This window comes from Mesorhizobium sp. M0028, from assembly GCF_040323855.1.
Lineage (GTDB): Bacteria > Pseudomonadota > Alphaproteobacteria > Rhizobiales > Rhizobiaceae > Mesorhizobium.
Genome location: NZ_JAMYVG010000003.1, coordinates 1 through 15,969 on the forward strand (window position 1 = coordinate 1; position 15,969 = coordinate 15,969).

6 protein-coding genes are annotated in these 15,969 nt (G+C 63.7%); all 6 read right to left on the minus strand.

The genetic code is table 11. The annotated features are described in order from the left end of the window. Nucleotides 1-283: 283 nt before the first annotated feature. The 6 genes from NKJ93_RS07785 to hutG all read right to left on the minus strand — a co-directional run bounded on the left by NKJ93_RS07785 (nt 284) and on the right by hutG (nt 15,623). A complete protein-coding gene (locus NKJ93_RS07785) occupies nt 284-946 on the minus strand; it encodes a glutathione S-transferase family protein (RefSeq protein ID WP_352588442.1) in 663 nt (220 codons plus the stop codon). Between the two features lie 596 nt (nt 947-1,542). Beyond that, nucleotides 1,543-3,312: a glucan ABC transporter ATP-binding protein/ permease gene (locus tag NKJ93_RS07790; RefSeq protein ID WP_023717211.1), complete on the minus strand. Its 1,770-nt coding sequence runs from the start codon at nt 3,310-3,312 to the stop codon at nt 1,543-1,545. Between the two features lie 364 nt (nt 3,313-3,676). Then, nucleotides 3,677-12,247: a glycoside hydrolase family 94 protein gene (locus NKJ93_RS07795; protein ID WP_352588445.1), complete on the minus strand. Its 8,571-nt coding sequence runs from the start codon at nt 12,245-12,247 to the stop codon at nt 3,677-3,679. 268 nt (nt 12,248-12,515) lie between these two features. After that, on the minus strand, nt 12,516-13,103 hold the full coding sequence (locus tag NKJ93_RS07800; protein ID WP_023717208.1) for a HutD/Ves family protein: 588 nt from the start codon (nt 13,101-13,103) through the stop codon (nt 12,516-12,518). A gap of 7 nt (nt 13,104-13,110) precedes the next feature. Beyond that, nucleotides 13,111-14,781 carry a urocanate hydratase gene (gene hutU, locus NKJ93_RS07805; protein ID WP_352481266.1) on the minus strand — a complete coding sequence of 557 codons (1,671 nt, stop codon included), beginning with the start codon at nt 14,779-14,781 and terminating at the stop codon, nt 13,111-13,113. A 32-nt stretch (nt 14,782-14,813) separates the two neighbouring features. Next, the gene (hutG, locus tag NKJ93_RS07810) at nt 14,814-15,623 is read right to left on the minus strand and encodes an N-formylglutamate deformylase (RefSeq protein WP_352481267.1); all 810 of its coding nucleotides are present in this window, start codon (nt 15,621-15,623) and stop codon (nt 14,814-14,816) included. Nucleotides 15,624-15,969: the final 346 nt, after the last annotated feature.

Below are 15,969 nucleotides of genomic sequence, written 5' to 3' on the forward strand. Positions count from 1 at the left end.
CTGGCCCGTCTGCTTCACTGCCATCGCGATTCCCTCAGACCGTCCACCTCAGAGAATCACAATCAGCGAATTACGCAACAGGCCCCTTTGTGGGAGAAGGTGGATCGGCGCGTGGCTCCGAGCCGGATGACGGCTCATGTCGAGCCTGAATCAGAACTCATCGCAATATGAAAGCCGCCAGTCGGTAAGCAACCCAATCGGGGCGTTTGATCGCGCCGAAGTCGACGCCAAAAGCGGTCAAGCTGGAAGCGTCGAGCATTGGTCAAACGCTCGGCGGCAGACTTCAAACCTGCTGTCGGCAGTTGGTTGATGGGGCGTTGATCGCAAATTGCGAGGCGAAAGCCCGGATATAGGCGGGCCGTGCTTCCCCGCGCGCTACATAGGCAGCCAAGTTTTGATATTCGTCCAAAATGCCTGACATTCTTAGTCGCAGCAGCACTGATACCATCAATAGGTCGCCCGCGCTGAACGCATCATCGAGCCAGTCGGCGACGCCCAAGTGAGCCGAGAGTTTGTCCAGCCGAGCGCGAACACGGTCCTTTACCAACGGCAAGCGCTCCTCGCTCCAAGGCTTGTCACCTTCGAATATTCTTGCCGTCGTTAATTCCAGGATCGGCGGCTCGACGGTGTTTAGTGCGGCAAACATCCACGTGATCGCGCGTGCGCGGGCATCGCGATCCTTCGGCAGCAGGCCCGCATGCTGCTCGGCAAGATGAAAGACGATCGAGCCGGTCTCGAACAGCGAGAGAGAACCTTCCTCATAGGTGGGGATCTGGCCGAAAGGATGGATTGCCAGATGGTCAGGCGCCTTCATCCCTGCGAAGGAAACAAGACGAACCTCATAAGGCTGACCCACTTCTTCGAGCGCCCAGCGAACGCGCGTATCGCGCGCCAGTCCCTTGCCGCCATCGGGTGATCGTTCAAATGCTGTGATAGTGATTGTCATCGTATCCGTTTCTTTGCTTGGGCAAATTTCTTCGGCTTCCTATCGTGAGACGAATGAGCCTCCCCGAAATCGACATCGGTCTTGACCTATTTCATTGCAGGGCGCCGCTTCCGATCAGAGGTCGTGATAGCGCGATGGGCCAATTCGGCGAGGCTGCGCGTAGGGGCTGCCTTGTTCCATCGACCGCTTTTGCGAGCTTGCGCCCTGAACGCAGACCGAGGCCCTTCCGGTCAATCCCGATTTACGGGTTCACATCCTGATCTGCAGTGCGCTTACATCTCCATTTTTGGATGAAGATTTTGCGCCAAGCTGGAGTTGCGGGATCTGAACGCCGTCTGCGACACAATTATCGCCTAGGTCCGCGATGAGAGCTTGCAGCCGTGGCGGTGACGCGGTCTCCCCTTCTCCCCTGTGGGAGAAGGTGGATTGGCGCGCAGCGCCGAGACGGATGAGGGATGCTGGACGGAGTAAGGCGCTACTCGGTGCGCCGCAGTCTGGATTTTGGATGAAGGTGTGCGCCGAGCTGGAGCGCACCTCATCCGTCGCCTACGGTGACACCTTCTCCCACAACAAAGGGAGAAGGTGAACCGTGCCACTCAGGCGGCTTCGTTCACCGGATGGCTGAGGCGGCGAACCTCCTCGTCGTTGAGCAGGCCGCCAGCACGCAGCAGGCTGGCGAAGCGGCCGTTGCGCAGCGACAGTTCGGTGAACCCGCCCATCTCGACCACCCGGCCCTTGTCCATGAACACGACCAGATCGGCATCGCGAACGGTGGTCAGGCGGTGGGCGATGATGAAGGTGGTGCGGCCGCGCCGCAATTCGTCGATGGCGTCCTTGACGCGGTCTTCCGTCTCGACGTCGAGCGCGCTGGTCGCCTCGTCGAGAACCAGGATGGGCGCGTCCTTCAGCACGGCGCGGGCAATCGCGATGCGCTGGCGCTCGCCACCGGACAGCTGTCCGCCGCGTTCGCCGACGACCGTGTCGTAGCCTTCGCTCTTCGACAGGATGAAATCCTGCGCGGCGGCGGCGTTGGCAGCGGCATGGACCTCGTCATAGGTCGCCTCCGCACGGCCGACGCGGATGTTGTCCTCGATCGAGCGGTTGAGCAGGCCGGCATCCTGGAACACGGTGGCGATCGAATGGCGCAGCGACTTGCGGGTCACCGTGCGGGTGTCGATGCCATCGATCAGGATACGGCCGCCGGACGGCGTGAAGACGCGCTGCAGGAGGTTGATGAGCGTCGTCTTGCCGGCGCCCGTCGGGCCGACGATGGCGACGGTCTGGCCGGCCTGGACCTCGAACGACGCGTCGTCGACGCCCTGCCCGGAATTGCCGAACTCGAAGCAGACATTCTCGAAACGCACATGACCCGTGACGTTGACGAGGTCGCGCAGCCCGTCGGGCTCGGCGGCATCGGAAGCGGAGTCCTCGAGATGATAGAATTCCTCGAGCTTGGCGCGTGCCTCGGAAATCTGGTTGGCGAAAGCCGACATCTGGTCGAGCCGGGCAATCAGCAGCGTGGCAAAGCCGGTAAAGGCGATGACGTCGCCGATGCGCAACTGGCCGTGCGTCACCAGATAGGCGCCAATCAAGAGCACCACCATCATCGAAATCGTCGACGACAGCCGGTGCAGCGCGTTGGCCATCGCCCACCAGTCGAGCACCGGATTCTGTGCATCGAGCAGGTTCTTGACGTAGCGCTTGAGCGCCTCGGTCTCGTGGCCGATGCGGTTGTAGCTCTGCAGGACAGCGACGTTGCTGACCGAGTCGGTCACATGCGCAAACACCTTGTGGTAATGCCGCTCGACGGCCGCCTGGCCTTCCTTGGTGCGCCGCATCACCAGCCGTCCGATGCCAACATAGAGCGCGCCAAGCGCCAGCAGCACCATCGACATGCGGATATCCATGCTGAGCGCCGTGGGCACCAGCAGAACCAGCGCGACCGCGGTCGACAGATGCTGCCGCATGAATTCGAGCCAGAGGCTGAACAGGGTCTCGACCGCGCGCAGGAGCGTGTGCAGGGAATTGGAGGTGCCGCGCTGATGATGCCAGGCTAGCGGCATGGTGATAACGCGCTCGAACGACTGGCAAAGAACCTCGCTGCGCCGCTGGTGGGCAAAGCGGTCGGCGCCGCGCGCCACCAGCACGAAGGCGATGATGTTGAACGCGCCGAGGCCGGCCCACATCGCCAGCGTCGAGAATACCGAGCCGCGGTCCGAAATGGCATCGATCACCCGGCCGAACATGATCGGCTCGAGAATGGCGATAATGGCAAGCGCGACATTCGCCCCGCAGATAAACGCAACGCGTTTCCTGTCGGCAGCGAGATAACCAAGGGCTCGCCAGTAGATTTGCAGAAGTGACACTTCAGCTACTCCGCCAATTATTTATGGTGCAGTGCGTCATTTTTTGACTCGTATCGGTTGACGCGTCGCAAAACAATGCTCGTCTACCTCTTCCGTTCCCATTCCGCGAACAAAAGATGACGACGCTTCGAAATTTGCCGTGATCGTCTAACAGTTTGAGATAAAAGGTGAAATGTCAGCGTTGCGGCAAAATCATGGCAGCTGGAAAGCACTGCCACAATTTTAATCAGCAAGACCCCGGGCACGACGTCTAAAGTCGTGTGCAGGCATTCAGCAAGGTCAAACGCAAATATAACCGGTAGAGGCACTTGGAGTGCCCGTGCGTTCCCTGGGGAAGCGCAAGGGACGCTCCAAGCCCTTGAATCTAGGCCGGTATTCTGACGATCACCTCGGCGTTGTCTCCGGCTTTTGGCTCGAAGGACGAAGATTTGGTCTTCGTGCCATTCACTTCAAGTGAGATGGCCCGAGCCTTTTTGTCGCGGACGACGCGTACCTTGATCTCGGCGCCCAGCATCTTCAGGGTCGCCGAATAACCGTCCCAATGGCTGGGAAGTCTCGGCGTGAATTGAATGCGCTGTCCGCGACGCTCGATGCCGAGAATGCTCTCGACCGCCGCGCGATAAAGCCAGCCCGCCGAACCGGTATACCAGGTCCAGCCGCCGCGGCCGCCCTTGTCCTGCCCGGAATAAACGTCGGCCGCGACGACGTAGGGTTCCACCCGGTAGCGCTCTGCCGCGGCTTCATCGAGTGCATGGTTGACCGGATTGAGCATCGAAAGGCAACGGTAGGCATCGTCGGTGCGACCCATCTCGGCGAGCGCAATGACGAACCATGTCGCCGCGTGCGTGTATTGGCCGCCGTTTTCACGGACCCCCGGCGGATAGCTCTTGATGTAGCCCGGGTCCTTTTCCGTCCTCGAGAACGGCGGGGTGAACAGCTTGACGATCTTGAGCTCGTCGTCGACGAGCGTTTTCAGCGCCTGCCCCATTGCCGTCGTCGACCGCGCCGGGTCGCCCTCGCCCGAAAGCACGCTCCAGGACTGGGCGATCGAGTCGATCTTGCACTCGTCCGATTTGCGCGAGCCGAGCGGCGTGCCGTCGTCGAAGCTGCCGCGCCGATACCACTCGCCATCCCAGGCGGTGCTTTCCAGCGCCCGCTTCAGCATCTCGGCGTGCTTTGCCCAGGCCTGCGCGCGCTTGGCATCGCTCTGCGCCTTGGCGACAGCGGCAAAGTCGCCCAGCGTCTTCAGCAGGAACCAGCCCAGCCACACGCTCTCGCCCTTGCCGTGCTCGCCGACGCGGTTCATGCCGTCGTTCCAGTCGCCGCCGAGGATCAGCGGCAGCCCGGCTGGGCTGCTGCGCTTGACGGCAAGATCGAGCGCCCGCGCGCAATGGTCATAGAGCGAGGCTGTCTTCTTCGAGATTTCCGGGATGAAGAAAGCATCGTGCTCGCCTTCGCCCAGCGCCTGCCCCTCGATGAAAGGCAATTGCTCCTTCAGGATCGCGGTATCGCCCGTCACCAGCAGGTAACGCGCCGTGGCGTGGGCCAGCCAGACCACGTCGTCCGAGATCATGGTGCGAACGCCTGCCTCTGTGCGCGGCAGCCACCAATGCTGCACGTCGCCTTCGGGAAATTGCCGCCGCGCCGCATTGAGGATCTGATCACGCGCCAGCTTGGGGTCATGCGCCAGCAAGGCCAAGGTGTCCTGCAGTTGATCGCGGAAGCCGAAGGCACCGCTTGCCTGATAGAACGCAGAGCGGGCACGGATGCGGCAGGCCAGGCTCTGATAGGGCAGCCAGTGATTGACCATGGCGTCGAGTGCCTTGTCCGGCGTCTCGACCTGGATGGTGTCGAGAAAGCCGCGCCACGTGCGCTCATTGTCGGCCAGCCGCTGATCGAAATCCCTGGAGCGATGGGCCTGCACCAGCGCGCTGGCCTCCTCGGGCGAGGCCGCGTCACCGAGCAGCCAGAGCAGCGTGACGTCGCCGCCGGCAGCGATGTCGATGTCGCGTGCGATGGCCGCGCAGGGATCGTCGCCGGCCTCGACACGGCCCGACAGGCCGGCGCCGCTCAGCACGGCATGCGGAAACTCGCTGGTGCCCAGCCTGCCGATGAATTCGCCGCGGTCGGCGGTGACCGAATGCACCGCACCGTCGGCGGCCAGAAAGGCGATCCGTTCGCCAAAATCGAGCCCATAGGGATTTTGCGCCAGCAGGGCGCCGGTCGCGGCATCCCGGGACGGAACGATGCTTGCCGCGGTGCGCGAACGATGGCCGCCAAGAACCCATTCCGCATAGGCGTAGACGCGTAGCCGCATCGGCGCCGAACCCGAATTCTGGATGCGCAGCCGCGATATCTTCACCGGATCGACGGGATCGACGACATGGGTCAGGTCCATCGACAGCGGCCCGCGCTTTGAACGGAACGTCGAGAAACCCTGCCCGTGCCAGGTTTCGTAGGTCATTGTCGGGTCACGCACCACGGCAGCCAGCGGCGAGAACGCTTTGCCACTGGCATGATCGTAGATATAGATAGCCTCGCCCGGCCGGTTGGTGACCGGATCGTTCGACCACGGCGTCAACTGATAGTCGCGGCTGTTGCGGCTCCAGGTGAAGGCAGCGCCTTCAGCCGATATGTGGAAACCGAACGATGGGTTGGAGATGACGTTGATCCACGGTTGCGGCGTCGTGCGCCGGCCGGCAAGACGCACGACGTAGTGGCGTCCGCCGCCGTCGAAGCCGCCGAAACCGTTCCATTGGTCGAGCCCGCTGCCGTCGACGCGGGCCTCGACCAGTGCCTGGGCGGCAAACGCTTGCGCCGTCGGTACCGGCAAGGACGGCTCGCGAAGCGCTGCAAGGTCTGCCGGCTGGAGGGCGGCGTCTCGCGCCTGCAGTGCCGCGGCCTCGGCGCGCTCGATCTGGTCGAAGATGGTGCCGTTACGCGTATGCAGCACCACCCGGGCGACGGCGAGCAAAGTCCTGTAGGTCGTTTCCTCCATCAGATCGCGGCGCACCGCGAAGATGTGCTGGCGGGGTCCAAGCTCCTTGCCGCGCAACCGGCTGTTTTCGCACAGCGTCTCGACCGCGCGCTGCAAGTCCTGCACGTATGACGAAGCCTGCTCGTTGACGACAACAAAATCGATCATCATGCCGCGGGCGCGCATGTATTCCTGGAAGCGAAGCGCCTGGGCGACGATCTCCAGATCGGCGACATCGGCGATCCTGACCAGGAAAATCGGAAAATCGCCAGATATGCTGGTCGGCCACAGGCTGGACTGCCTGCCGAGCCCGGAGGCGATGGATTCGCCGGGAAGGCGCAGGAACGGATCGGGATATATCAGGTAGCGGGCCAGCTTCTGCACATTGGCGGCGTCGGACAGGCTGAGGCCGAGGTGACGGGTTTGCACCTGCGAGCGCGTCCAGGCGAGCATCGCCTGGCGGGAGAAGCTTTCGGGATGGTCGAGCCGTGCGATAGCGGCATCCAATTCGGCGCGATCGGCGCCGACGACGGTCCAGAACGTCAGCGAAATCTTCTTGTTGGCCGGCACGCGCACCTGCCGGCGAAGCGAGGCGATCGGATCCAGGGTGAAGCCGGAATGGCCGCCAAGCTTGGCGCCGGGATCAAAGGCAGCCGCGTCCGTGATGGTGCGGCCGCGGCCGATGAAGGAGCGCCTGTCGGTTTCCGCCTCGGCATCACGCGCCGATCCAGACGGATCGGTGACGAAATGCACCATGGTGACATCGGGTTCGTCCTTTTCGCGCTTGCGCCTGGTGGCGAAAATCGCGCCGTTGTTCGGTGCAATCTCGGTTTCCACGAACATCTTCGAAAAGGCCGGATGCGCATTGTCCGAGGGCTCGGAGCCCAGCACCAGTTCGGCATACGAAGTCACTTCGATGTGCCGGTCGGCGGCGCCGTCATTGTAGAGCGTTACCCGCCGGCCCTCGCCATTGCCTTCCGAGATGACGATGCACTCGACCTCCGAACGCAGCGACCCAATCGATTTGACGAAGCTCGCCTTGTCGTCGGAAAACAGCGTCTGCACACGCTCGTCGGTGGCGCGCTTCGGCTCGGCGGTGGCCGACCACCAGTCGCCATTGCTGGCGTCGCGCAGGAAAATGTAGGAACCAAGGCGGTCCTCGGTCGGATCCGGCTGCCAGCGCGTGACGGCAAGTTCGCCCCAGCGGCTGTAGCCCGAGCCAGTGGCGGTAGCCATGACCGAGTAGCGGCCGTTGGACATGACACTGGTCGAGCGCAGCGCCCTGAGCGGATCGAGCACGATGCGTGTATCCGGGCTCTCGAGCTCGGTCTCGTCCTTGGAGCGCTCGTCGGCCTCGGTCCTGACGGTCGCCGTCGGGATGTCGCGCGGCGCCCTTTCCTGCAAGAGCAATTCGGCCGACTCGATCACCGGATCGCTGTGGAAGCGGTCGCGCAGGCGCCCTTCGAAGATCGCATCGGCAACGGCGGCGATCGACATGCCCGAGTGGTGGGCCATGTAGTTCAGCACGACGGCGTGGTCGGTACCCTCGGGGACGCGTTGCGGCGTGAAATCCACCGCGTCGTAAAAGCCATGCCGGCCCAGTGCGCCCAGCCGCCTCAGCCTGGCCAAGTTCTGCACGGATTCATGCGGCGTGAACTGCGCTGCCAGCACGGTCGCGTAGGGCGCGATCACCGTGTTTTGGCCAAGGCCGCGCTTCAGCCCGAGCCCGGGCACGCCGAAATTGGTGTACTGATAGGTCAGTTCGCGGTCGCGGGCGTTGTAGGCCGCTTCCGAAATCCCCCAGGGAACGTTCTTCGACCGGCCATACTGGATCTGGCGCTTGATGATGAGCTTGCTGGTCTGGTTGAGAATGCTGCCTTGCGGCTCCTTCATCACCAGCGGCGGCATCAGATACTCGAACATCGAGCCGGACCAGGACATCAGCGCGCCCTGGAAGCCGATCTCGACGATCGGCCGGCCGAGCCGGAACCAGTGCTCGGTCGGCAAATCGCCCTTGGCGATGGCGAACAGGCTGGTCAGCCGCGCTTCGGAGGCCAAAAGGTCGTAGCAGCTTTCGTCGAGCTGATGCTCTTCGACCCGGTAACCGATCGACAAGAGCTTGCGTTCGGGCCGCATCAGGAACGAGAAATCCATCTCGAAGGCGAAACGGCGCGTGCGCTCGCGCAAGGTCAGAAGCTTGGCCCGCAATGCCGCGACGGCGTTTTCGTCGCTGTGCGCGTCGTGGACATGCGCCTCGCAGGTGGCTTCGAGCCTGGCCGCCCAATCGGCGATGGTGTCGCTCTGGGTCGATGCGGCCTCGGTGTGGATGGCTGTCGCGAGCTTGCGTATCTCGCCGGCCAGGACGGCCAGGTTGATAGTGCGGATCGACGCCATCTCCGGCTGCGCCTTGATCAATTCCACCGCCCGCCGCATGCCGTCGAGACGGTCGGCGAGCCGCTGGCGCAAGGGCCGCAATTGACGGCGGTCGTCGGGCAACTCCTCAAGGCTTTCGTCGAGGATGGTGACGGTGTCGAGGATGCCTTCGAAGTCGCCCTGCACATGCACCGACGGCGCTTCCGCCCATTCGGCGCAGGCAGCGGCCACGGCCACCAGATGGCCGGCGAGATTGCCGCTGTCGACGGCAGAAATGTACAGCGGATAGAGCGGCTTCAACGTCGTGGTGTCGTACCAGTTGAAGAGATGGCCGCGATCGCGCGGCATGCTCTCGATGGTCGACATGGTCGCGTCGATGCGGTTGACGGCGTCGGAGAGGCTGATCCAGCCGAAATCGCGTGCCGAAATCACGGACAGCAGGTAGACGCCGATATTGGTCGGCGAGGTGCGGGGCGCCACCACGGGGGCCGGGCTTTCCTGGAAATTGTCCGGCGGCAGATGGTGATGCTCGGCCGTCACGAAGGTCTCGAAATAGTGCCACGTTCGCCGCGCCACGGTGCGCAGCGCGTGGATATCGGCGGCCGATATGCGCAGGCGATCCTCGGTTTCGGCCGAACGGCTGATCCAGCAGGCGATGGCGGGCGAGCCGATCCAGAACAAGGCAAAGAAGAAGGCGACGAAGGCGCCGGTGGAATCGGCCAGCACCGGCACAGCGAGGCCGACGACGCCGATGATCACCGCGCCGTACATGATGCTGTAATAGGAGCCGAGATCGTTGTCGCCGCCCTTGTGTGCCTGCGAGGCGGTGCGCCATTCGAGCAGGTTCTGGCGGCTGACGAACAGGCGGTAGAGCGTGCGGATGATCGCGTCGCCCATCATCCAGGCAAGATGCGCCATCAGCACGATCTTCAGCGCCACCAGGGCGGTACCGAAGGCAACGTCGCGCGCCAGTGCCGAGAAATGGCCGCGCGGCGTCTGGTCGCCGCTCTTCGGCAGGATGGCGTTGACGATGTCGAAAGTCGGCGCCATGAACAGCGTGAGGATCAGCAGCGCCTGCCATTGCGCCGCCTGCGTGAAGGGCAGCAGCGTCCAGCCGGCGATCGCGGCCATCACCCAGAAGATCGGCGTCACCGAGCGGCGCAGATTGTCCACCATCTTCCAACGCGACAGCGCCGGCACGTTTGAGCGCGGGCCGAGGATGAAGCCCAGAAGCTGCCAGTCGCCGCGTGCCCAGCGATGGTGGCGCGATGCGTCGACCGAATAGCGGGTCGGATAGTCCTCGACCAGTTCGACGTCAGTGACCAAGGCCGATCGCGCCAGCGCGCCTTCGAGCAGATCGTGGCTGAGGATGGTGTTTTCCTCGATACGGCCCTTCAGCGCCGCCTCGAAGGCATCGACATGGTAGAGACCCTTGCCGGTGAAGGAACCGTCGCCGAAGATGTCCTGGTAGAGGTCCGACACGGCAAAGACGTACGGATCGAGCCCGCGATTGGCGGAAAAGACACGCTGGAAGAACGACGCCTCGTCGCCGCTGGTCAGCGACGCGGTGATGCGCGGCTGCAGGATGGAATAGCCGGCCGTGACCTCGCGCCGGGCCGCGTCGAAATGCGGACGGTTGAGCGGGTGGCAAAGCTTGCCGGCCAGCGCAGCGACGGCGTCGCGGGTTGTGCGGGTGTCGGCGTCCAGCGTCATGACGTGGACGACGCTCTCCGGCAAGGGCACTTCCAACGGCAGGAAGGTGGTGTCGCTGTCGCCGCGCAGCAAGAGGTTCAATTCGTGCAGCTTGCCGCGCTTGCGCTCCCAGCCCATCCAGACGCCTTGCGAGGCGTTGTAGAGCCGGCGCCGATGCAGCAGATAAAAGCGCGGCGCGCCATCCGAGGGATAGCGGGCGTTCAGTCGGGCGATTTCGGCGCGGGCGAATTCGAGGATTTCGACATCCGCCGTATCGATCTCGGTCTTCGAGTCCGGCCAGTCGGAAAGCAGCGCGAAATGGATCTCGCCCGCCGTGTTGGCGAGGTGATGCACTTCGATGTTGCGGATGTTCTCCTCAACGTCGTCGCGCGAGCCGATCAGCGACGGCACCACCACCAGCGTCCGTGCCTCGGGCGGTACACCATGCCTGAAATCATAGCCGATGAGACGCGTCGGCTTCAAAAACAGCGAGACGACGGTGTTGAAGAATGCGAGCGCGCCTTCGCTGGCCGGCACCGCGAACAGGGCCAGCATCAGGACGATCGACGGCACTGACAGGCCGAGATTGGCGAGCGCATTGCCGGAGACGACCAGAAGCAGGACCGTCAGCGCAAACACCGGCACGACGATGCCCAGCCATCCGGTCTTGCGGAACGTCCGGTTGATCGTCTTGCCGATGGTAGGCCGGTAGCCGATCGACCGCTCCAGTTCCATCCGGCGCGGACCGACCAGAAAGAAGCCGACGTCGGTGTGAGCGATCGGACCGGTTTCGGAGCCCGGCGCATCGGCAGCATGGCCGGCGAGTTCAATCGCCCGTTCGGCAACGCGAAATTCGGAAAGATCGGAACGGCGTGCCAGCTCCTCGATCGCAGTCCGGTATTGGTCGCGCGAAAAGAAATCGAGCGCCGCGAAATCGGTGCGCTCGCGCAGCAAAGTGTCGATGCGGCTGACGCCCTCGAACCACACCGTCCAGTCGATGTCATTGATGAGGCGCAGGCCGCGGATGATGTTGCCGGTGGTCACATTGCCGCTGGACAGCGTGCGGTGCTCGCTGAGGATGATTTCCTCGGCGTCGGAGCCCGTCCTTTCCAGCTCGCCCTCCAGCCATTCCAGCGCCCTGCCGGCATTTTGCGAGCCGTCGCGCAGCCGGTAGAGCAACTGGGTTGCGAAGGTGGTGTCCTGCGCATGGGCGCTGTAGCCGGAAAGTATCGTCTGCCGGTCGGCGCTGTCGTCCGTCGCCAGCACACGGTCGGCGACCTCGTTGGCGATCTGGCGCAACTCCCGCGTGCGATTGACGCGCACCGCGATCCGGCGAAGATTCTCGATCAGGACAAAGCGCAGCAGCGACGGCAGCGCCCATAGTTCGCCGATCTTCAGCGGCTCGACGGACTGGAAGCCTTCGACGATCGCCTTGAACATGGCCGACGAGACGGAACTGTCGGAATGCGCGACATAGGTCCATGCGACCGCCAACGCGCGCGGCACGCTGGATCCGTCGGACAGTTTCAGCGTCGGCAACTGGCGATAGAAGCGGCGCGGCAGGTCGCGCTTGACCTGGAAAATGGTCTCCTCGACCAGGTAGTTGTTGTCGAGCAGCCACTGTGCCGCGGGCGTGATCGTTTCGCCCCTCGCCTGGGCAGCGTTGGTGGAACGGTAGACATCGAGAATCTTCCTGGCGCTGTCGCGGATGCGCGCCTGAAAATCGAAAGGCGTCAGCCCGAACAAATCCTTGGCATCGCCATTGGCAAGGGCTGCGCCCAACGCGCGCAGCCGATCTTCCGTCAGGAAATGGGAGCGTATCGGCTCGTCGGTGACAGCCGGGAAGCTGGCGCTCGTCTTTTCGATCTGTGCGAGATTGGTCTGGATATTCATCTAAGGTTCCGTGTTGGGGACGCAGTGCGGCGTCACCGCCACGGCAATGTCCCTAAAACCGGTCCAAATGCAATTGGTTGCATCGCAACACTTGGCCGAATGTTTGTTTCCGCACCACGACAAGGTGTCGTCTTTCGACAACTTCCAGGCGAGCGCCTCCGAGCATCGTTTCGGCTTCTGATCGGCGGAAGATTCAGGCTTTTTCGTGATGCAGGGACCAGCTTACGCAATATTTGACCGGCGTCTCGATCATGTTTGGAAACAGGCGTTAATCGTTGCCGGCAATGCGATCGATGCGGATCACGAACAGCATCGCCGGCCGGACGGGATCAAGGCGCAGTTCCGGCGCTTGCGGCCCGAGCAACAGCGCATCGAGCGGCCCCAGTTGCACGGGCGCGGCGCCGGCCACCCTAAGCTCGCCGTCGAGGGACAGGATGAGTGTTTCATCGGCTCCAAACCGGATTTTCGTCGGAGCCGAAATCAACAGGCGCTCGATCTGGTGGATCGCCCGGGTCCGGCGGGTCATGACGTTGAGGTCGGTGATCGGACCGGCGATCAGCGTCGCTTGCGTTGGCACGTCGGCCGGAAAGGCAAGCGGTGCGGAAGCCTTGGTGATTTCGACCGGCGGCCGGCCGGCGATATCGAGGACCATGCCCTCGCCTTCCAGCAAGGCCAAAGTCCGGTCGACGCCGGGAAAGCCGGAAAACGGGCCGCCGCCCTCGACCAGCGCCATCGAGACGCGCCAGTCGAAATCGTCGAGCCCAGCACCTGCCGGCGAGACGGCAATCTCCGTCGTCACGCCGCCGCCGTTCTTCCACGGCATCGACCGGTATTCCGAGGCCCGAAGGATGCGCAAGGCGCGCTCAGCCCAATATGCCGGGCAGGTTGAGCTGGTTCTCCCTGGCGCACTCGATCGCGATGTCGTAGCCGGCGTCGGCGTGACGCATGACGCCCGTCGCCGGATCGTTCCACAGAACCCGCTCAAGGCGCTTGGCCGCCTCACGCGTGCCGTCGGCGACGATAACCATGCCGGCATGCTGCGAAAAGCCCATGCCGACGCCGCCGCCATGGTGCAGCGACACCCAGGTGGCACCGGACGCGGTGTTGAGCAAGGCGTTGAGCAGCGGCCAGTCGGAGACGGCATCGGAGCCGTCCTTCATCGCCTCCGTCTCGCGGTTCGGCGAGGCGACCGAGCCGGAATCGAGGTGGTCGCGGCCGATGACCACCGGTGCCTTCAGTTCGCCGCTGGCGACCATCTCGTTGAAGGCGAGGCCGAGCCGGTGGCGGTCGCCAAGGCCAACCCAGCAGATGCGGGCCGGCAACCCTTGGAAGGCGATGCGCTCACGCGCCATGTCGAGCCAGTTGTGCAGATGGGTGTTACCAGGAGTCAGCTCGCGCACCTTGGCGTCGGTTCTGTAGATATCCTCGGGATCGCCGGAAAGTGCTGCCCAGCGGAACGGGCCGATGCCGCGGCAAAACAGCGGACGGATATAAGCCGGCACGAAACCCGGGAAGGCAAAGGCATTCTCAAACCCCTCCTCCTTCGCCACCTGGCGGATGTTGTTGCCGTAGTCGAGCGTCGGCACGCCGGCGTTCCAGAACGCCACCATCGCCTCGACATGCTCGCGCATCGACGCGCGGGCAGCCTTTTCGACCGCCTTCGGGTCGCTGGTGCGCTTCTCGCGCCATTCGGCCAGCGACCAGCCCTTGGGCAGATAGCCGTTGAGCGGGTCATGCGCCGAGGTCTGGTCGGTGACGATGTCGGGGCGTACGCCGCGCCGCACCAGTTCCGGCACGATGTCGGCGGTGTTGCCGACCAGGCCGACCGATTTCGCCTCACCGGCTTTGGTCCAGCGCTCGATCTTCTCCAGCGCCTCGTCGAGGGTGTCGGCGCGCTCATCGACATAGCGGGTGCGCAGCCGGAAATCGATGCGGTCGGGATCGCATTCGACCGCCAGGCAGCAGGCGCCGGCCATGACCGCGGCGAGCGGCTGGGCACCGCCCATGCCGCCGAGGCCGCCGGTCAGGATCCATTTGCCTTTGAGATTGCCGCCATAGTGCTGACGGCCTGCCTCGACGAAGGTCTCGTAGGTGCCCTGCACGATGCCTTGCGTGCCGATGTAGATCCATGAGCCGGCCGTCATCTGGCCGTACATCATAAGGCCTTTTCTATCGAGCTCGTTGAACTTCTCCCATGTCGCCCAGTGCGGCACGAGGTTCGAATTGGCGATCAGCACGCGCGGCGCATCGGCATGGGTGCGGAACACGCCGACCGGCTTGCCGGATTGCACCAGCAGCGTCTCGTCGTCGGCAAGCGTCTTCAGCGAGGCAACGATGCGGTCGAAATCGTTCCAGGTGCGCGCCGCCCGGCCGATGCCGCCATAGACGACCAGTTCGTTGGGATTTTCGGCGACGTCCGGATCGAGATTGTTCATCAGCATGCGCAACGGCGCTTCCGTCAGCCAGGTGCGGGCGTTGAGCTCGCTGCCGCGCGGGCTGCGCACTTCACGGATATTGTGGCGAGGATCGGTCATGATTGTCCCTTTCGAGTGAGGTGCGCCGTGCGTCAGCGTTCAGCCCAGGCGATCGCCGTTTCCAGGATCTTTCTCAGCGTGACGCGGATCGGCGCTGCGAATTCGGCGTCGTAAGGCACCGGCCAGTTATCCGGTTCGCCCTTGCCTTCGGGCTCGCGCAGATAGCCACGGTTGGAGAGCTCCATCTGCAGCGCGTGGACGCCGGCTTGCGGCTGGCCGAAATGACGCGTGATCCAGCCGCCCTTGAAGCGGCCGTTGACGACAAAGCTCTCGCCGGTTTCTGCGACAATCTGCGTGACTTTCTCCTGCAACGCCGGATCGGCGCTCTTGCCGTCATTGGTGCCGAGATTGAAGACCGGCAATTTGCCTTCGAACAGGCGCGGCAGCACCGAACGGATCGAGTGGCAGTCATAGACGACGATCTTCCCGTGCAAAGCGCGCAGCCTGTCGATCTCGGCCTGCAACGCGGCATGATAGGGCACGAAGAATTTTTCGCGGCGTTCGTCGATCTCAGACGGCCCCGGCTCCTCGCCTTCGCGGTAGAGCGGATCGCCGTCGAAGGTCTCGGTCGGGCAGAGCCCAGTCGTCGTCTGGCCGGGATAGAGCGAAACGCCAGACGGATCGCGGTTGACGTCGATGACGGTGCGCGAGATCGCCGTATGCACCACCGTCGCGCCAAGGCTCTCGGCGAAATCATAAAGCTTGTCGATCCACCAGTCGGCGTCACGGCGGCCGAGCCAGGGCGAGATAAGTCGGTTGTCGAGGCCGGCCAGATCGATGCCGGTATGCGGGATCGAGACCAGCAGGGGTGCCGTGCCTCGGGTGACGGTGAGCCAAGTCATGAGAAGTCTCCGCGCGTTGGAGCTCTACGGCGCCCCCCTCTGCCCTGCCGGGCATCTCCCCCACAGGGGGGGAGATTGGCAGCTGCGGCGCCTCGCTCAGTCCTGCAACGTTGGAGATTGGCGAAAGCCAGTGTAACGGCCAATCTCCCCACTCGTGGGGGAGATGCCCGGCAGGGCAGAGGGGGGCGCGGCAGAACGCGACCTTGCAATTGTCCGTGAACACCGACCTCGCTTTTTGCCGGCCGTGTCGTATTTTGTTCTTGCTTTGTGCCGGCAGCTATGCTACTAATATGGGTATGGTGATGATTGTCACCGACGACCCGCCCTCGAGGCGGGTTTTTTGTTT